The organism is Paracoccus beibuensis, assembly GCF_026162625.1.
Taxonomy (GTDB): domain Bacteria; phylum Pseudomonadota; class Alphaproteobacteria; order Rhodobacterales; family Rhodobacteraceae; genus Paracoccus; species Paracoccus beibuensis.
In genome coordinates, this window is the sequence record NZ_JAOTBD010000013.1 from 65,318 (window position 1) to 82,330 (window position 17,013).

Consider the following 17,013-nt stretch of genomic DNA (forward strand, 5'->3'; position numbering starts at 1 on the left):
TCGTCAACCTTCTTTGATATCGCCCGTCGTGCCGCTTGAGCAACAGGACGCTATCTGGTATGCGATTGCATACAATTCGACCATGCCACCCTTGCGCGCGTCCCCTCGATGGGGCAAAGCAGGGGCACGCATGCCCGACCCATCCATTCTTGCAGACAGGGAGGCCCTGATGCCCATCCAGACCGGAACCGATACCGCCAAGACGCGCCGCACGCTTGCGGTCGGCGGCAGCCAAGTCGACTACTACTCCATCGCCGCCGCGACCGAGGCCGGCCTTGGCGACTTCTCGAAACTTCCGGCCGCGCTGAAGGTCGTGCTGGAGAACATGCTCCGCTTCGAGGATGGCGGCCACACCGTGTCGCTGGACGACATCAAGGCCTTCGCTGAATGGGCCACCTTGGGCGGCAGGAATCCTCGCGAAATTGCCTATCGCCCTGCCCGCGTGCTGATGCAGGACTTCACCGGCGTTCCGGCGGTCGTGGACCTTGCCGCGATGCGGGACGGCATCAAGGCGCTTGGCGGCGACGCGCAGAAGATCAACCCGCTTAACCCTGTCGACCTGGTCATCGACCACTCGGTCATGATCGACGAGTTCGGCACCCCCCGCGCCTTCCAGCGCAACGTCGAGCTGGAATACGAGCGCAACATGGAGCGTTACACGTTTCTGAAATGGGGCCAGAAGGCGTTCAACAACTTCCGCGTCGTCCCGCCCGGCACCGGCATCTGCCACCAGGTGAACCTGGAATATCTGGCGCAGACCGTCTGGACCGACACCGACCAGAACGGCGCGACCGTCGCATACCCCGACACGCTGGTCGGCACCGACAGCCACACCACCATGGTCAACGGCCTGGCGGTTCTCGGCTGGGGCGTCGGCGGGATCGAGGCCGAGGCCGCGATGCTGGGCCAGCCCATCTCGATGCTGATCCCCGAGGTCGTCGGCTTCAAGATCACCGGCGCCCTGACCGAGGGCGTGACCGCCACCGACCTGGTGTTGAAGGTCGTGCAGATGCTGCGCAAGCATGGCGTCGTCGGCAAATTCGTCGAATTCTACGGCGAAGGTCTGGACAACATGCCACTGGCCGACCGCGCGACGATCGCAAACATGGCACCCGAATACGGCGCCACCTGCGGCTTCTTCCCCATCGACGACGAAACCCTGCGCTATCTGCGCCAGACCGGCCGCGACGATGACCGCATCGTTTTGGTCGAGGCCTATGCCAAGGAAAACGGCTTCTGGCGCACCGCCGATTATGCCCCCGTCTACTCCTCGACGCTGGAGCTGGACCAGGGCGACGTCGTGCCCGCCATCTCGGGCCCCAAGCGCCCGCAGGACCACGTCGCGCTGACGGCAGCCGCGCAGACCTTCAGCGACTACATCAAGGGCATCCGCCCCGCCGCTTCGGTTCCGGCCGAGGAAAAGGCCGAGATGACCGAGGAGGGTGGATCGCCCTCGCCCAGCCCCGATCAGATCCCGGGCGCCGACCACGGCCACCTGAACACGGCCGGCGTCGAAGGCCAGAACTACCAGATGCGCGACGGGTCGGTCGTGATCGCCTCGATCACCTCCTGCACCAACACGTCGAACCCCTACGTGCTGATCGCGGCGGGTCTGGTGGCACGCAAGGCGCGTGAACTGGGTCTGGACCGCAAACCCTGGGTGAAGACCTCGCTGGCGCCGGGGTCGCAGGTCGTGTCGGAATACCTGGAGGCCGCCGGCCTGCAGGAGGATCTGGACGCGATCGGCTTCAACCTGGTCGGTTACGGCTGCACCACCTGCATCGGCAACTCTGGCCCGCTGCAGCCCGAGATCTCGAAGGCGATCAACGACAACGACCTGGTGGCCGTGTCGGTCCTGTCGGGCAACCGCAACTTCGAAGGGCGCATCTCGCCCGACGTGCGCGCGAACTATCTGGCCTCGCCGCCGCTGGTCGTGGCCTATGCGCTGGCGGGCGACATGAACATCGACCTGACCACCCAGCCGCTTGGCAAGGGCAAGGACGGCCAGGACGTGTTCCTCAAGGACGTCTGGCCGACCTCCAAGGAGGTGTCGGACATGGTCGACCGCGTCGTCACCCGAGAGATGTTCCAGGCGAAATACGCCGACGTCTTCAAGGGCGACGAGCGGTGGCAGGCCGTCGAGATCACCGACAGCGAGACCTATGACTGGCCGGCCTCGTCGACCTACATCCAGAACCCGCCCTATTTCCAGGGCATGTCCCAGCAGCCGGGCAAGATCGACGACGTCAAGGGCGCCCGTATCCTGGCGCTTCTGGGCGACATGATCACGACCGACCACATCTCTCCGGCAGGTTCCTTCAAGCCGACCACTCCGGCCGGGCAGTACCTGACCGAGCGCCAGGTCGCCCCGCGCGATTTCAACAGCTACGGTTCGCGCCGCGGCAACCACGAGATCATGATGCGCGGCACCTTCGCCAACATCCGCATCAAGAACGAGATGCTGGACGGGGTCGAGGGCGGCTATACAAAGGGCCCGAACGGCGAGCAGGAGGCGATCTTCGACGCCGCCATGCAGTATGCCGACCAGGATACGCCCCTGGTCGTCATTGGTGGCATCGAATACGGCGCAGGCTCCAGCCGTGACTGGGCGGCCAAGGGCACCAACCTTCTGGGCGTCAAGGCCGTCATCGCCGAGAGCTTCGAGCGCATCCACCGTTCGAACCTGGTCGGCATGGGCGTCGTCCCGTTCGAGTTCACAGGCGGCGACAACCGCAACACGCTGAACCTGACCGGGGACGAGGTGATCTCGATCGACGGGCTGTCGGGCGACTTCAAGCCGCTGTCGATGGTCCCCTGCACCATTTCCTATGCCGACGGCACGGTAAAGGAGATCCAGCTGAAGGCCCGCGTCGATACAGAGGTCGAGATCGACTACCTCAAGAACGGCGGCGTGCTGCACTACGTGCTGCGGAATCTGGCCGCGGCCTGATCGACAGAAGACAAGACCCCCGGCACCTCGCCGGGGGTTTTTCGTTGCACTGTCGGACGGGCGGTCCGGATCGACTTCGGCTCGGCAAATCCGTCGCATCGTTGGTACAGAGCCAAAGCACCGACCGTCCGGAGGCCGCGACCATCGTCAACGCATCGTTAGTATCACTGCGCGTCATGTCCGGCAGCCCCCACAGCTGTGGGACCTTCAACTGGGGCTCGTGTGCCGTAAATGCGACGACCAGCTGCACCGCGCGAGGCTTCGCATCGCGCACGCCCTTTGGCGCATGGTCGCGAAGGGGGGAAAGCCTGTCGATACCGGCGGCGGTACCGGGAAACGTTCGGGTCTGGTATATCCTTCCACCCCACGGGCTAGGCTGGAGGTGCGTGCCATCACTGCATCACACCGGTGGATGCTCAAGTTCGCCCTTCACGGGCGAAAGATCGGGCCAGCTCGGCTCGCCTTCCATGCGGACACCGATGCCAGCAAAGAACTGCAGACGCGGCGCTTCCGGTAACCGTGCTGTCATCGTGCTTACGAAGACGGCGCTTCACAACGAACGCATCCCGCGAACCCGATCAACCTCGATGATGTAGAAGCGCTGCGCCCAACGAATCGCCCCGTCAGTTCTTCCTTGTCCAGAAACGCTCGGCGAGAAGACGGGGGCAGCAGCCCCCATCCACGAAGGCATCAACCGCCGATGGCGATCCCCTCGCGCCTGGGATCGGCGCCGCCTTCCATGCCGTCCGGCGTGATCACGATCCCCTGCAGACCAGAGGTCAGATCGGTCTCGTTCACCTCGAAGCCCATGGCCGACAGCTCGTCGGTCAGCGCGGCGGGCAGTCCCGCCTCGACATCCATCGGCCCGAAGCGGTTAACCAGGTTCGGCGTCGCGACGGCCTGCTGGATGTTCATGCCCCAGTCCAGATGCGCCACGAGCGCCTTGGCAACATAGCCGATGATGCGGCTGCCGCCGGGCGAGCCGATCACCATCACCGGCTCTCCGTCATGCCGCACGATCGTCGGCGCCATCGACGACCGGGGCCGCTTTCCGGGCGCGACGGCGTTGGCGATGGGCCAGCCGGCCTCATCATGGGTCTCGAAGCTGAAGTCGGTCAACTCGTTGTTCAGCAGGAACCCGGCCGCCATGACGCGCGACCCGAAGCCGTTCTCGATCGTCGTGGTCATGGACAAGGCGTTGCCATCGCTGTCCACGATCGAGATATGCGTGGTCGACGGCAACTCCAGCGCGCTGTCCTGGCCCCAGAGCATCGCGTGGCTCCAGACGGGGGTGCCGGCGCTGACCTCTGGCAGGCTGTCGTCGCCCCCCAGAAGCTCGGCCCGCTCGGCCAGGTAATCGGGGTCGATCAGCCCCTCGACCGGCACGGGAACGAAGTCGCTGTCGGCCATGTAGCGGCCGCGATCCGCGAAGGCCAAGCGCGAGGCATCGCCGATCAGCCGCCAGGCCTCGGCGCTTTCGGCGCCCATCGAGGCGAGGTCATACCCGCCCAGCATCCCCAGGATCTGGCCCACGGTCAGACCGCCTGACGACGGCGGGCCCATGCCGCAGACATCGTGGTCGCGGTATTCGACGCAGACGGCGGGACGTTCGGCCACGTCGTAAGCAGCCAGGTCCTGCAGCGACAGCAGGCCGGGATTGTCCTCGGCCCCGCGAACGGCCGCGACGATGTCCTGCGCGATCTCTCCGCTATAGAACGCATCGGCACCGTTGGCGGCCAGCATCCGCAGCGTTTCGGCATAGGCCGGGTTCCGCAGCGTCGCGCCCTGCGCCACCGGATCGCCGTCAGGGAAGAAATAGTCGGTGGTAGACGGATAGCGCGCCAGCGCGTCCCCTTCCTCCGCGACCAGCGTCGCCAGGCGGGGCGAGACGGTGAAGCCGTCCTCGGCCAGGCGGATGGCATCGTCGAAAAGGCTGGCCCAGTTGGCGCGGCCCCACTTGCGGTGCGCGACCTCCAGCAGTCGGGGCGTGCCGGGCGTGCCGACGGATCGGCCGCCGACGACGGCTTCCATGAACTCCAGCGGCTCGCCCTCCTCGTTCTGGAACAGGGTCGGTGTCGCGGCCATGGGCGCGGTTTCGCGCCCGTCCAAGGTTGTCACCTCGCCTGTCTCGGCGTCGTGCCACACGAGGAAAGCCCCGCCGCCCAAGCCGGAGCTTTGCGGCTCGACCAGGCCCAGGACCACCTGGACGGCGACCATGGCGTCGGCGGCGGTACCGCCCTGTTCCAGCACCCGCGCGCCGGCCTGAACGGCCAGGGGATGCGCTGCGGCGACCATCCAGTTCTGCGCGGTGACCGGCTGCCCGTCTGCCTTGGCGGCAAGCGCGTCCCGGGCGGCCTGCGTCAGGTCGCCGAAGCCTTCGGTCGCGACGTCCGCCCCCGAAGCGGCTTCAGGCGCCAGCGCGTCGGCGGCCTGCTGCGCGGATGCGAATGAGGCGCTGCCCAACAGCAGCGCAAGTGCAAGTCCGGTCCGTGTCATCGCCTGACCTCATCTGTTCATGATGACGTCAGTGTGACCCCGACAGGCCCGTCCTGCAACCCGAAGGATTAGTTCGCCGCCTCCAGCGCCCGCTGCAGCTCTGGCAGGAAGCGGTTCTCATAGTCCTCGCGGATCAGCGGACCGGCGAAGCGATAGAGGATCTGCCCCTCACCGTTGACGATGAACGTCTCGGGCGGGGCGGTGACGCCCCAGTCGATGGCGGCGCGGCCGCGCGGGTCGGTGGCATGGGCGGCGAAGGGGTCGCCGTCGTCCTGCAGGAAGGACAGCGCGTTGGCTTCGGGGTCCTTCAGATCGATGCCATGGACGGGCAGCTGTTCGGACAGCGCCATCAGCGTCGGATGCTCGGCCCGGCAGGGCGGGCACCAACTGGCCCAGAAATTGACCAGCTTGACACCGGGTTCGCGCAGCATCGCATCCGTCAGCTGCGTCTTGCCCGGCAGCGTCGTCTGCGGAACGGCAGGCGCTTCTCGGCCGATCATGGTGGAGGGAAGCACCCCTGGATCGTCCCGGTTCATGCCCCAGAGAAACGTCGCCGCCAGGGCCGCGAAGGCCACGGGCGGCAGGATCATCAGCGGTGACAGCCTAGCCATTCTTCTCATGCTCTTGCAGGTTGCGACGAGCCCGGGCGTTGGCGGCGACCGTCTGCCAGACCAGCCCCGCCAGCAGCGCCAGTCCGACGCCATAGGCCAGCAGGACGGTCGCGGCGTATTTCCCAAGATCGATCATGCGCGCATCTCCCGTGCCTGGAGGGCCGCCAGGCGGCGCTTGCGGATTTCAGTGCGGGTGCGGATCAGCAAGAGCGCCAGGAACAGCAGCAGGAACCCAAGCATCGAGAGATAGAGGGGATGGCGATAGACCGCGCTCATTCGCTCGCCCGGCGCGACCGACAGCGAGGCGCCCTGGTGCAGGCCCTGGTTCCAGAAGAGCACCGCATAGCGCGACAGCAGCGCGAATACCGACCCCACGAGGCACAGCACGCCAGTCAGGTCGGCGGCGCTGTCGGGGTCCTCGATCGCCGACCAGAGTGCGATATAGCCCACGTAGAAGAGGAACAGGATCAGGAACGACGTCAGGCGCGGGTCCCATTCCCACCAGGTGCCCCACATGGGCTGGCCCCAGATTGCGCCGGTCGTCAGCGCAATCAGCGTCATCACCGCACCGATGGGCGCGGCGGCCTTGGCGGCCAAGGCACTGACATGGTGGCGGCGGATGATCCAGATGAGCGACGCGACCAGCATCATCACCCAGATGTTGATCGCCATCATCGCGGCGGGAACGTGCAGGAAGACGATCTTGACGGTGGAGCCCTGTCTGAAATCCTGCGGCGTGAGGAAGCCCCAGACCAGCCCGATGGTGCAGCAGACGGCGGCAGACACGACCAGCCAGGGCAGCAACCTGTCGGTGGTGCGCATGAACTTGGCCGGGTTTGCATATTTCCAGATCGACATTCTTTCTCCTACCCGCGCTTGCGGCGCCTTCTCAAGGGCTTCACCGCAGATTGATCCGCAGCGCGGCCGCAGCGGCAAAGGGGATCAGCGCCGCCACCGCCAGCGTGATGCCCGCCAGGAACACCAGCGGCGTCTGGACGGCCATGCCCTCGGCCCCGCGGCGCGTCACCTCGGCCCCGAAGATCAGTGTGGGGATATAGAGCGGCAGAACCAACAGCGACAAAAGCAGCCCCCCGCGGCGCAGGCCCACCGTGATGGCCGCGCCGAAGGCCCCCAGCATCGACAGCGACGGCGTGCCCAGCAGCAGCGACAGCACCAGCCAGGGCATGGCCGCAGGCGGAAGTTGCAGCAGGACGCCGAAGATCGGCGCCGCCAGGATCAGCGGCAGGCCGGTCGTGATCCAGTGCGCCAGCGCCTTGACGGCGACGGCGCCTTCCAGCGGCAGGGGGGCGGTGGCCAGCAGGTCCAGGCTGCCATCCTCGTGATCCAGCGCAAAGATGCGGTCCAGCGACAGAAGGCAGGCCAGAAGCGCCCCGATCCAGAGGATGCCCGGCGCGACGGGTGCCAGCGCGGCACGGTCGGGCCCGATGCCGAAGGGCACCAGCGCCGACAGGATCAGGAAGAAGGCGACGCCCAGCCCGAAGCCGCCACCCGCCCGCGTGGCCAGCCGCAGGTCGCGGGCCAGGAGCGCGATCACGCGAAGGCCTCGTTGAAGCCCGAGGGTTGCGCGGTGCGGCCGGGGCGGGCGCGAAAGGGCGTCAGGTCCAGGACCCGCGCCTCGGACAGGCCGAGGTCGATATGGGTGGCGATCAGCGCCGCACCGCCCTGCCCCAGGTGGTCGCGGATCACGCCAGCGAAACGTGCGACCGAGGCCGCATCCAGCGACACCGTCGGTTCGTCCAGCACCCAGAGCGGGCGCCCCGTCACCAGCAGTCGCGCAAGCCCCAGCCGCCGCTTCTGCCCCGCGGACAGGGCGGCGGCCGGGCGCTCGGCCAGCGCCTGCAGATCCATGGCCGACAGCGCCGCCGCGATCCCCTGGCCGCCGAAGACCCGGGCCCAGAAGCGCAGGTTCTCGGCCACGGTCAGGGCGGGCTTCAACCCATCGGCATGGGCGGCATAGGCGACGGCGTCATCGGGGATGGTGATCCGTCCGGCGACCGGCGGTTGCAGCCCGGCAATCGTGCGCAGAAGCGTGGTCTTGCCGACGCCGTTCGGGCCACGCAGGATCAGCGCCTGCCCCGCATCCAGCGAAAAATGGACCCCCTCGACCGCCCGCATCCCGCCGCGAGAGACGGCAAGATCCTCGACGGCCAGCAGCGTCACAGGGGCAGCAGCGCGCAGGCGACGCGGCGGCCCTCGGACAGGGTGACGTTGTAGGTTCGCGCGGCCGTGGGCGAGGCCATTGCCTCGACCCGGATGTCGAACCCGTCGAGCAGGGTCACCAGCGCCCGGGGCGCATAGCCGATCTGGTCGCCCAGCCCGAGAAACAACACGTCGACGCGGCCGGCAAGCGCCTGCAGCGGCGCCAGATCATCCAGCCCCTGCCAGGGCTGGACACGATCGCCCTCGACGACGATGCCGCCGTGATGGACCCTTCCCGCGACGCGGAAGAAGCCGGGGCCATAGCTGTCGACCGCGTTCTGGCCATCGAAGTCGGTCGGCTCCAGCACTAGACCTCCTCGGCGCCCTCGAAGGGCGACACGTTGCGGCGCGTCTTGGGGTCCTTGGGATCGGGCTTGCCCCAGTCGCGGCGCACGCCCAGCCACAGGACGACGTTCTTGGCAACATAAATCGACGAATAGGTGCCTATCAGGATGCCGAAGGTGATCGCGAAGACGAAGCCTCGGATCACGTCGCCGCCCAGTACCAAGAGCGCGATCAGCGCCACCAGTGTCGTGCCCGACGTCATCACGGTCCGCGACAGCGTCTCGTTCACTGACAGGTTCATCAGGTCGCGCAGAGCGCGCGTCTTGTACTTGATCAGGTTTTCCCGCAGGCGGTCGAAGACGACGACGGTGTCGTTGATCGAATAGCCGACGATGGTCAGAAGCGCCGCGATGGTGGTCAGGTCGAAGCGGATCTGGAACAGCGCGAAGACGCCCATCGTGATCAGCACGTCATGGACCAGCGACACGATGGCGCCCATCGCGAACTGCCATTCGAACCGCAGCCAGATATAGATCGAGATCGCCACCAGCGAGGCCAGAACGGCGTAGATCGCCGTCTGCACCAGCTCGCCCGACACCTTGGGACCGACCGATTCGACCGACGGGAAGGTGATCGAGGGGTCGACCTGCTGCAGCGCGCTTTCAACGGCGGCGATGGTTTCGGGCGTTACCGCCTCGGCCCCGTCCTGGGCGCTGATGCGGACCTGGGCGACATTCTGTTCCGGCCCGAAGGTCGGATCGAAAACCTCGGTGATGGCGACATCGCCCAGGTTCAGCGGCTCCAGCGTTTGGCGATAGGCGCCGACATCGACGGGTTGCACCGATTCCGTGCGGATCGTCGTGCCGCCGCGGAAGTCGATGCCGAAGTTCAGCCCGTTCAGGAACACCACCATCACCGACGCGACCATCAGGATGGTCGAGATGCCGAAGGTCAGGAACTGCCAGCGGAAAAAGTCGATGCGGGTTTCGTCGGGGACGAGTTTCAGACGGAATGCCATGTCAGACCTCGATCTCTTTCGGGCGGGCGCGTTCGAACCACATGATGGTGATCAGGCGGGTCAGGAACAGCGCGGTGAAGACCGAGGTCACGATCCCGATCGTCAGCGTCACGGCAAAGCCCTTGACCGGGCCAGATCCCAGCACGAACAGGATCGCCGCGATGATCAGCGTGGTGATGTTGGCGTCGACGATGGCCGACATGGCCTTTTCGTAGCCAAGCTCGATCGCGCGGGCGGGACCGCGGGCGGTCTTCAGTTCCTCGCGGATGCGTTCGAAGACCAGCACGTTCGCATCGACCGCCATGCCGATGGTCAGCACGATCCCCGCAATTCCGGGCAGCGTCAGCGTTGCGCCGATCACCGACAGGACCGCGAACAGCAGCAGCATGTTGAAGGCCAGCGCCACCGTCGCGAAGACGCCGAAGCGGCCATAGGACAGGATCATCAGCGCGACCACGGCTGCGAAACCGACGGCGGCCGCGACCTTGCCCGCATCGACGCTGTCCTGGCCCAGTTCCGGACCGATGGTGCGTTCTTCCAGGAAGGTCATCTCGGCCGGCAGGGCGCCGGCACGAAGCAGGACGGCCAGACGGTTCGCCTGCTCGAAGTCCATCGAGCCCGAGATCTGGCCCGACCCCGTGGTGATCGCGGACCGGATCACCGGGGCCGAGATGACCTCGTTGTCCAGCACGATGGCGAAAGGCTGACCGATATTGGCCGAGGTATAGGCCCCGAAGGCGCGCGCGCCGGTCGGGTTGAAGCGGAAGTTGACCGAAGGCAGACCGTTCTCGTCGGTGGCCGGCATCGCGTCGACCAAATCTTCCCCGGTGACGACGGGGCTGTCCTCAAGGATGTAGAACAACCCTTCCTGATCGACCGAGGGCGCAACCGTCTGGCCAAGCCCCGGCTGCGCGTCCGCGTCGCCCGTGCTGCCGACGACCGGGTTGAAGGTCAGCTGCGCGGTGGTCCCGATCAGGTCCTTCAGTTCGCTGGCCGAGCCGATGCCCGGAACCTGGATCAGAATGCGATCTTCGCCCTGGCGCATGATGGTGGGTTCACGGGTGCCGACCTCGTCCACGCGGCGGCGCACGATCTCCAGCGACTGCTGGATAGTGCGGTCGTCGGTGACGGCCTTTTCGGCGTCAGACAGCTGGATGGTCAGGGTCGCGCCCTGCGGCTGGATCACCAACGACTGCTGCCCCGCGCCGGTCAGCGTCGTCACCGGTGTGGAAAAGCCGCGCACGATCTCGACCGCGCGGGCCATCTGGTCAGGGTTGCCGATCTCGATGGCCAGCGTGCCTTCGGGGGACGGCACGCGGCGGATGGCGCCCACCGTCTCGCGTTCGTCCGCCAGGGCCCGGCGCAGTTCCGGCCAGAGCGAGTCCATGCGGGCCTTGTAGACCTGATCGACCTGCACCTCGCCCAGAAGATGGGCGCCGCCGCGCAGGTCCAGGCCCAGATTGATCAGGCTGCTGGGCATCCAGGACGGCCAGCCGTCGCGCGCCGCCGCCAGTTCGGGCGTCTCGACACCCGTCGCCTCGATCTGGGCCACGGCGTCGTTATGCGCCTCGACCCGCGAATAGAAGGCATTGGGCAGCGCGTAGAGCAGGCCCAGAAGGCAGATCCCGATGATCAGGATGCGCTTCCAGCGGTCAATCTGCAGCATTGTGGCTTACGCCTTTCAGTTGTTGGCGGCGACCGGTTCGGTCTTGCTGACCACCTGGGCCAGGGTGCTGCGGATCACGCGGACTCGGACGCCCTGGGCGATCTCGACCTCCAGTTCGTCATCGCGAACGGCCGAAACCTTGCCGAGGATGCCACCCTGCGTCACCACCTGGTCGCCCTTCTTGACGGCTTCGACCATGGCGCGGTGCTGCTTGAGGCGCTTCTGCTGCGGGCGGATCATCAGGAAATACATGATCGCGAAGATCAGGATCAGCGGGATGAACTGCGCGAAGGCAGCGCCCGCACCGGCGCCGCCGGCGGCCTGGGCATAGGCGGGGGTCACGAACATCTATTGTCCTTTCGGTCAGGGTCGCGGCCGGGGCCGCGTCAGGATTGGCGCGCAACCTAGCCGCGCCGCCCGTCCTTGGCAAGAAAGCGCCCGCGCGACGTGGCGCAAGGAGCCGAAACGCCTTCGTGATCAGCGGGTGACGGGCTGCGCACGCTCGACCAGACGGGCGAAGAAGCTGGCGCCGACGGGGGCGACGTCGTCGTTGAAGTCGTAGGTCGGGTTGTGGACGCCCGGCCCGTCGCCCTGCCCGAGGAACAGGTAGCAGCCCGGCCGCGCGTTCAGCATGTAGCTGAAATCTTCGGCGCCCATCTCGCGGCCGGCATCAGCGACGACGCCGGCGTCGCCTGCGATCTCGCGGGCAACGGCTGCGGCGAAGTCGGTCTGGTCGGGGTCGTTGACCGTGGCCGGATAGCCCTCGATGTAATCCGGCCGGATCTCGACATCATAGGCGGCGGCCTGCCCTTCGCAGATCTGGATCATGCGGCGGCGCACCATGTCGCGCACATGGGGCGCGAAGGTTCGCACGGTGCCGCAGACATAGGCCGTGTCGGGGACGATGTTGTCGGCGCTGCCCGCGTGGATCTGCGTCACCGACAGCACAAGATCGTCCAGCGCATAGTGGTTGCGGCTGGAGATCGTCTGGATCGCGCTGATCACGGCCACGGCGGCGACGACCGGATCGGCGGTCAGGTGCGGCAGGGCTGCGTGCCCGCCGCGACCTTTCAGGTGGATCTCGAACGTGTCAACGGCGGCCATGATCGGGCCCGGCGTCGTCTGGAAGCTGCCCTCCGGCTGGCCCGGGTTGTTGTGCATGGCAAAGACGCGGCTGATGCCGAAGCGGTCCATCATGCCGTCCTGCACCATCGCCTCGCCGCCGCCCCCGGCCTCTTCGGCGGGCTGGAAGATCAGCGCGACGCGGCCGGCGAAGTTGCGGGTCTCGGCCAGGTACCTTGCCGCGCCCAGCAGCATCGTGGTGTGCCCATCATGGCCACAGGCATGCATCCGTCCCGGCACGGTCGAGGCCCACTCGGCACCCGTCGCCTCGTCCATCGGCAGCGCGTCCATGTCGGCGCGCAGGCCGATCGTGGGACCATCGCCCTGCCCGCTGATGATCGCCACGATGCCGGTGCGTCCGATCCCGCCGTGGATTTCGTCGACGCCGAAGTCCCGCAGCCGCTCGGCCACGAAGGCGGCGGTCTGGTGGCAGTCGAAGCCCAGTTCCGGGTGCTGGTGCAGGTGGCGGCGCCAAGCGGTCATGTCTGCGGCGAAATCGGCGATGCGGTTCAGGACGGGCATGTGGACTTGGGCCTTTCGCTGTGGCAGTCGAAGGGGCATCTTCAGCGTCCGCAAGGGAATTGCAATGGCCGACACACGCGACCCCGCCGCCGAGATCACCCGCCTTCTGGGCATCATGGCCGCGCTCCGCGACCCCCAGACGGGTTGCCCCTGGGACATCGAGCAGACCTTCGCCACCATCGCCCCCTACACGATAGAGGAGGCCCACGAGGTCGAGGACGCGATCCAGCGCGAGGCCTGGGACGAGCTTCCGGGGGAGCTGGGCGACCTGCTGCTGCAGGTGGTCTTCCAGGCGCAGATCGCGTACGAAGCCGGAATGTTCGACTTCGCCGATTGCGCCGCGGCCATCAATGACAAGCTGATCTTCCGCCATCCGCATGTCTTCGGCGACGAGTCCCGCGACAAGTCCGCCGAGCAGCAGGTCAAGGATTGGGAAGCGATCAAGGCGGTTGAACGTGCCGGCAAGGCGGAACGCGGTACGCTGGACGGGGTGGCGCTTGGCCTACCGGCGTTGACCCGGGCAGTGAAGCTGCAGAACCGCGCCGCACGCGTGGGCTTCGACTGGCCGGGACCCGGCGACGTGCTGGCCAAGATCTCCGAGGAGACGGCCGAACTGGTCGAGGCGCGCGACCACCTGGGCCCGGATGCGCTGGAGGAGGAATTCGGCGACCTGATGTTCGTCATGGCGAACCTGGCGCGCCACCTGAAGATCGACCCAGAGCTGGCGCTGCGCCGGGCGAATGCCAAGTTCACCCGCCGGTTCCAGTCCATAGAGGCGGCACTCGCCGGCGAAGGTCGCCGTCCCGAAGGCAGCGACCTGGCCGAGATGGATCGGCTGTGGGACGAGGCCAAGCGGGCGGAAAAGGCGGGCTGAGGCAGCGCCCGCGCATTTGATTGGCTGGGTAGCGCCGGTCAGGCGGGCTGGGCGACCTGCTCCAGCCCGGCATCGAACACCTCGATCCCGCCTTTCGAGGCGCCTTCGGACAGCGTCCGCTTCCAGCTGCGGGCACCGGGGCGGCCGTGAAAGAGGCCCAGCATGTGGCGCGTGAACTGGTGTAGGCGACCGCCATTCCCCAGGTGATCCACGATGATCGGCCGCATCGCGCGCGCCACGTCAAGCGGATCGTCGAAGGGCGGCGCATCGCCCCACAGTCGGTCAGCGGCACCGAGGATGTTCCAGGGTTCATGATAGGCGGCACGTCCGATCATCGTCCCGTCCATGACCTGCAGGTGATCGCGCGCCTGCTCCAGACTGGCGATGCCGCCGTTCACCGAAAGGTGCATGTCCGGGAACTGCGCCTTCATGGCATGAACCAGCGGATAGTCGAGCGGCGGGATCTCGCGGTTCTCGCGCGGGTTCAGGCCCTGAAGCCACGCCTTTCGGGCATGGATCATGATGCGCCGGATGCCGGCCTCCCGCATCGTGTCGATGAAGGCAGGCAGCACCTCGTCGGCCTGCTGATCGTCGACGCCGATGCGGCACTTGACCGTGACCTCGGCCGGGCTGACGGCCTGCATGGCCGTCACGCAGTCGGCGACCAGCTGCGGGGTCTTCATCAGCACCGCGCCGAAGGCACCGGACTGTACACGGTCGCTGGGGCAGCCGCAATTCAGGTTGATCTCGTCATAGCCCCAGTCAGCGGCAATGCGCGTCGCCTCGCGCAGTTCGGCCGGGTCCGAACCACCGAGTTGCAGCGCCACCGGATGCTCGGCTGCATCGAGGTCCAGAAGCCGCGGGCGGTCGCCATGGACGATAGCCGGCGCGGTCACCATTTCGGTATAGAGCAGTGCGCGCCGCGACATCATTCGGTGAAACCGCCGGCAGTTCCGGTCGGTCCAGTCCATCATGGGTGCCACGCTGAGGCGTGACGCTGAGTAAGCCTTGGAAACCAAATAATTATTCATGGTTGTTTTCTCGTGCGCCCGTTCGTTCCGGGATCGTATTTCACCGGATTTTGCCAGGTTTCGAGAGGCTTTGCGGACAAAGTTGCTACCGCGTAGCAGTTTGACGCGCTGCACCTCGCGGCAGCCATAGCGCCCCCGTCTGACATTGTGAGGCCACCATTTCCGCATTCAGAAGCACGAACCAATTTCCTCGAGATCATGAACTATGAAGACTTGAGCATGTCCGAGAACGTCATCCACATGCATCACTTTCGTGCGTCTTTGATTGCAAAAGCCCCTGCTGAGACGGCAGCGGACGACGGTCAGGTCCCGAGGCAAGGCCACGCTTCAACCTCACAAAGTGACGATCCGACAACTTCAGGTAATCGCCGCAAGTCCAATGCTAAGTCTCGCAGCGTTGAACCGAACATACAAGAGGTCCCGGGGGAGTACGGCAAGCGCTCGTTCCGCGTGCAGATCCGCAAGAGTTACGAAGGCGTCAATCAAGCTTCACAAAAACGTTCCCTACGCTGAGCGTGGCGCGAAGGTGGAAGAGAAAGAAGCTCGCAGAAATCGAGATCAACGGTTTCAAGACCGCGGCAAGAAGCCACGACACTGTCACCGATGCATTCAATGCGCGTCTGGCCGCTCACAAACATCTCGGCCGTTCAGGCCGGCAACAGCTCGAATGGCTCAAGGCAAGCGACTTTGGCAAGAAGAAGCTAGGTCATGTTGACAAATGGCGTATCCAGAGGCGGATCGAGGTGATGTCGATGAAGCCTGGGAAGCTCTCGGCGGTCTTGTCGTAGCGGGTAGGCGACGCGGCGGGCGTTCTTGAGCTTGTTGAAGCACCGCTCGGCAAGGTTCCGCAGCCGGTAGGGCTTGCGGTCGACAGCCACGCGCAGTTTCCGTGACTTCCGCATGGGTGTCGCGGGCACGACGTTGCGCGCCTCCATGTTTTACGAACCTTGTCAGAGGCATGGCCGCGATCGGCCAGCAGGACGCAAGGTTCCGGCAGGTTGTCGTCCAGGACCGGATCGAAGCCCAGATGGTCCGACGTCTGGCCCGGCGAAATATGCGACCTCATGGGGGGCCTGCACCGTTGACCCGGAGGTGGATCTTGGTCGCGAAGTGGAAGGTGGTCCAGAAAACGATCCAGTGGATCGTTTTCCCACCGGACGCTCTCGAACGGCCGAAACCTTGTCTCGGAGTCCCCCTTTTGCGCCCGCTGTCCGGATGATGGGCGCGGACTACGGTGCTGTCGATCATCTGAAGGGCGTCGGGAACCAGCCCGCTTTCGTTCGATGCGCCCATGATCTGCTCCCGGAACCCCGCGAGGGTCCACCGCCGAAACCGGCGGTGGACGCTGGACCACTTGCCGAACTTTTCGGGCAGGTCGCGCCAAGGCGATCCCGTCCGTGCGATCCAGAAAATGCCGTCCAGACCAGGACGATTGTTCAGGGGTCTGCGGCCGTTCGGCGCGCGAACGGCGAGGATGGAGCGTTCATGGAACGCCCACTCGTCGTCCGGCATCAGGTCCCGTGCCAAGCTGGTCCCCATCGCAGAGACCAGCTTGAGCCATGATCAGCGCGACCTGTGAATCCCTTTTGTCAACACGGCCTAGGCACCTTGTCTTTGACATCCTTGAAGGCGAAGGCGAGTGAAACACACGCAAGCACGGTGGCCCCAAACGCCGCATCTGGCGCAAGATCCACATCGGAATCGATGAGAATACCTTGGAAATCGGGCTGCCGAGTTTACCACCAGCGACGTGGGCGACGCCTCCATGCTGCCCGAACTGCTCGACTAGATCCCCTCCAATCAGGAGATCGGCATACAGGATCAGCGTAAGCGTTTGCTGGAAATCACCGGCCGTTCAGCTTGACGACTTGAAGTTCCAGGGCAGCAGGTCGTCGATGTCGCTTTGCGGGTGGCCGTTGGCGATCGCCGTCAGGGTGGCTTTGAGGTAGGCGAAGGGCTCGACGCCGTTGATCTTGCAGGTTCCGATCAGTGACCCGATGCGGCCCCACGCGACGCCGCCCTCGTCATGGCCGGCGAAGAGCGCATTCTTGCGATTGAGGGCGATGGGGCGGATCAGGTTTTCGACCCTGTTGGAGTCGATCTCGATGCGCCCGTCGGTCAGGAAGGTTTGCAGCCGCTCCCAGTGGTTATGGATGTAGGTCAGCTTTTCGCCCAACCGGGACTTGGTGGAGATCTTTCGGCGTTGTGCCTGAAGCCA

Annotated in this window: 17 protein-coding genes and 2 pseudogenes; 5 read left to right on the forward strand and 14 right to left on the reverse strand. The window is 65.9% G+C overall.

The annotated features are described in order from the left end of the window. The first annotated feature begins 169 nt into the window (after positions 1 to 169). The gene (gene acnA / locus OC159_RS10395) at positions 170 to 2,950 is read left to right on the forward strand and encodes an aconitate hydratase AcnA (protein WP_265501081.1); all 2,781 of its coding nucleotides are present in this window, start codon (positions 170 to 172) and stop codon (positions 2,948 to 2,950) included. A 690-nt stretch (positions 2,951 to 3,640) separates the two neighbouring features. Here acnA and ggt read toward each other — a convergent pair. The 11 genes from ggt to OC159_RS10450 form a co-directional block, all read right to left on the reverse strand. Beyond that, positions 3,641 to 5,446, reverse strand: a complete 1,806-nt coding sequence (gene ggt / locus OC159_RS10400) for a gamma-glutamyltransferase (protein ID WP_265501082.1) — start codon at positions 5,444 to 5,446, stop codon at positions 3,641 to 3,643. Between the two features lie 68 nt (positions 5,447 to 5,514). Continuing rightward, positions 5,515 to 6,057 (reverse strand): DsbE family thiol:disulfide interchange protein, encoded by a 543-nt coding sequence (locus OC159_RS10405; RefSeq protein ID WP_265501083.1) that lies wholly within the window; start codon positions 6,055 to 6,057, stop codon positions 5,515 to 5,517. Then, entirely contained in the window at positions 6,050 to 6,193 is a 144-nt protein-coding gene (ccmD, locus tag OC159_RS10410) for a heme exporter protein CcmD (RefSeq protein WP_265501084.1), read from the reverse strand. Before ccmD ends, OC159_RS10405 begins: the two co-directional genes overlap by 8 nt. After that, on the reverse strand, positions 6,190 to 6,915 hold the full coding sequence (locus tag OC159_RS10415) for a heme ABC transporter permease (RefSeq protein WP_265501085.1): 726 nt from the start codon (positions 6,913 to 6,915) through the stop codon (positions 6,190 to 6,192). Before OC159_RS10415 ends, ccmD begins: the two co-directional genes overlap by 4 nt. A gap of 40 nt (positions 6,916 to 6,955) precedes the next feature. Next, complete coding sequence (gene ccmB, locus OC159_RS10420; protein ID WP_265501086.1) at positions 6,956 to 7,612, reverse strand: heme exporter protein CcmB; 657 nt, start codon at positions 7,610 to 7,612, stop codon at positions 6,956 to 6,958. Next, on the reverse strand, positions 7,609 to 8,238 hold the full coding sequence (gene ccmA, locus OC159_RS10425) for a heme ABC exporter ATP-binding protein CcmA (protein WP_265501087.1): 630 nt from the start codon (positions 8,236 to 8,238) through the stop codon (positions 7,609 to 7,611). The genes ccmB and ccmA overlap by 4 nt, the downstream gene beginning before the upstream one ends. Next, on the reverse strand, positions 8,235 to 8,585 hold the full coding sequence (locus tag OC159_RS10430) for an Mth938-like domain-containing protein (protein ID WP_265501088.1): 351 nt from the start codon (positions 8,583 to 8,585) through the stop codon (positions 8,235 to 8,237). The genes ccmA and OC159_RS10430 overlap by 4 nt, the downstream gene beginning before the upstream one ends. Beyond that, entirely contained in the window at positions 8,585 to 9,580 is a 996-nt protein-coding gene (gene secF, locus OC159_RS10435) for a protein translocase subunit SecF (RefSeq protein ID WP_265501089.1), read from the reverse strand. Before secF ends, OC159_RS10430 begins: the two co-directional genes overlap by 1 nt. 1 nt (position 9,581) lies before the next feature. Then, a complete protein-coding gene (gene secD, locus OC159_RS10440) occupies positions 9,582 to 11,246 on the reverse strand; it encodes a protein translocase subunit SecD (protein ID WP_265501090.1) in 1,665 nt (554 codons plus the stop codon). A gap of 15 nt (positions 11,247 to 11,261) precedes the next feature. After that, positions 11,262 to 11,594 carry a preprotein translocase subunit YajC gene (yajC, locus tag OC159_RS10445; RefSeq protein ID WP_265501091.1) on the reverse strand — a complete coding sequence of 111 codons (333 nt, stop codon included), beginning with the start codon at positions 11,592 to 11,594 and terminating at the stop codon, positions 11,262 to 11,264. Between the two features lie 129 nt (positions 11,595 to 11,723). Further along, complete coding sequence (locus tag OC159_RS10450; protein ID WP_265501092.1) at positions 11,724 to 12,890, reverse strand: M20 aminoacylase family protein; 1,167 nt, start codon at positions 12,888 to 12,890, stop codon at positions 11,724 to 11,726. 64 nt (positions 12,891 to 12,954) lie between these two features. On the opposite strand from OC159_RS10450, the gene mazG reads away from it, so the two are divergent. After that, on the forward strand, positions 12,955 to 13,764 hold the full coding sequence (gene mazG / locus OC159_RS10455; RefSeq protein WP_265501093.1) for a nucleoside triphosphate pyrophosphohydrolase: 810 nt from the start codon (positions 12,955 to 12,957) through the stop codon (positions 13,762 to 13,764). Between the two features lie 38 nt (positions 13,765 to 13,802). On the opposite strand, the gene dusA is transcribed toward mazG, so the two are convergent. After that, positions 13,803 to 14,795: a tRNA dihydrouridine(20/20a) synthase DusA gene (gene dusA, locus OC159_RS10460; RefSeq protein WP_265501094.1), complete on the reverse strand. Its 993-nt coding sequence runs from the start codon at positions 14,793 to 14,795 to the stop codon at positions 13,803 to 13,805. Positions 14,796 to 14,993: 198 nt separating this feature from the next. Between dusA and OC159_RS10465 the strand changes: the two genes are divergently transcribed. Then, complete coding sequence (locus OC159_RS10465; RefSeq protein ID WP_265501095.1) at positions 14,994 to 15,308, forward strand: hypothetical protein; 315 nt, start codon at positions 14,994 to 14,996, stop codon at positions 15,306 to 15,308. Between the two features lie 2 nt (positions 15,309 to 15,310). Beyond that, positions 15,311 to 15,583 carry a hypothetical protein gene (locus tag OC159_RS10470; RefSeq protein ID WP_265501100.1) on the forward strand — a complete coding sequence of 91 codons (273 nt, stop codon included), beginning with the start codon at positions 15,311 to 15,313 and terminating at the stop codon, positions 15,581 to 15,583. On the opposite strand, the pseudogene OC159_RS10475 reads toward OC159_RS10470, so the two are convergent. After that, positions 15,502 to 16,334: pseudogene (locus OC159_RS10475) on the reverse strand (transposase). The gene OC159_RS10470 and the pseudogene OC159_RS10475 sit on opposite strands and share 82 nt — an antisense overlap. 50 nt (positions 16,335 to 16,384) lie before the next feature. On the opposite strand from OC159_RS10475, the pseudogene OC159_RS10480 reads away from it, so the two are divergent. Continuing rightward, positions 16,385 to 16,581 (forward strand): annotated as a pseudogene (locus OC159_RS10480) (transposase); the annotation flags it as partial. Positions 16,582 to 16,650: 69 nt separating this feature from the next. Here OC159_RS10480 and OC159_RS10485 read toward each other — a convergent pair. Next, positions 16,651 to 17,013, reverse strand: a 363-nt coding sequence (locus tag OC159_RS10485; RefSeq protein ID WP_265501096.1) for an IS66 family transposase, incomplete at its 5' end; no start/stop codon positions are given.

Bases quoted from the DNA above. Each gene is read 5' to 3' on its own strand.
- OC159_RS10415 (WP_265501085.1), bottom strand. From the start codon at position 6,915: ATGTCGATCTGGAAATATGCAAACCCGGCCAAGTTCATGCGCACCACC.
- OC159_RS10405 (WP_265501083.1), bottom strand. From the start codon at position 6,057: ATGGCTAGGCTGTCACCGCTGATGATCCTGCCGCCCGTGGCCTTCGCG.
- secF (WP_265501089.1), bottom strand. From the start codon at position 9,580: ATGGCATTCCGTCTGAAACTCGTCCCCGACGAAACCCGCATCGACTTT.
- acnA (WP_265501081.1), top strand. From the start codon at position 170: ATGCCCATCCAGACCGGAACCGATACCGCCAAGACGCGCCGCACGCTT.
- ggt (WP_265501082.1), bottom strand. From the start codon at position 5,446: ATGACACGGACCGGACTTGCACTTGCGCTGCTGTTGGGCAGCGCCTCA.
- yajC (WP_265501091.1), bottom strand. From the start codon at position 11,594: ATGTTCGTGACCCCCGCCTATGCCCAGGCCGCCGGCGGCGCCGGTGCG.
- dusA (WP_265501094.1), bottom strand. From the start codon at position 14,795: ATGAATAATTATTTGGTTTCCAAGGCTTACTCAGCGTCACGCCTCAGC.
- OC159_RS10450 (WP_265501092.1), bottom strand. From the start codon at position 12,890: ATGCCCGTCCTGAACCGCATCGCCGATTTCGCCGCAGACATGACCGCT.
- secD (WP_265501090.1), bottom strand. From the start codon at position 11,246: ATGCTGCAGATTGACCGCTGGAAGCGCATCCTGATCATCGGGATCTGC.
- ccmD (WP_265501084.1), bottom strand. From the start codon at position 6,193: ATGATCGATCTTGGGAAATACGCCGCGACCGTCCTGCTGGCCTATGGC.
- mazG (WP_265501093.1), top strand. From the start codon at position 12,955: ATGGCCGACACACGCGACCCCGCCGCCGAGATCACCCGCCTTCTGGGC.
- OC159_RS10465 (WP_265501095.1), top strand. From the start codon at position 14,994: ATGAACTATGAAGACTTGAGCATGTCCGAGAACGTCATCCACATGCAT.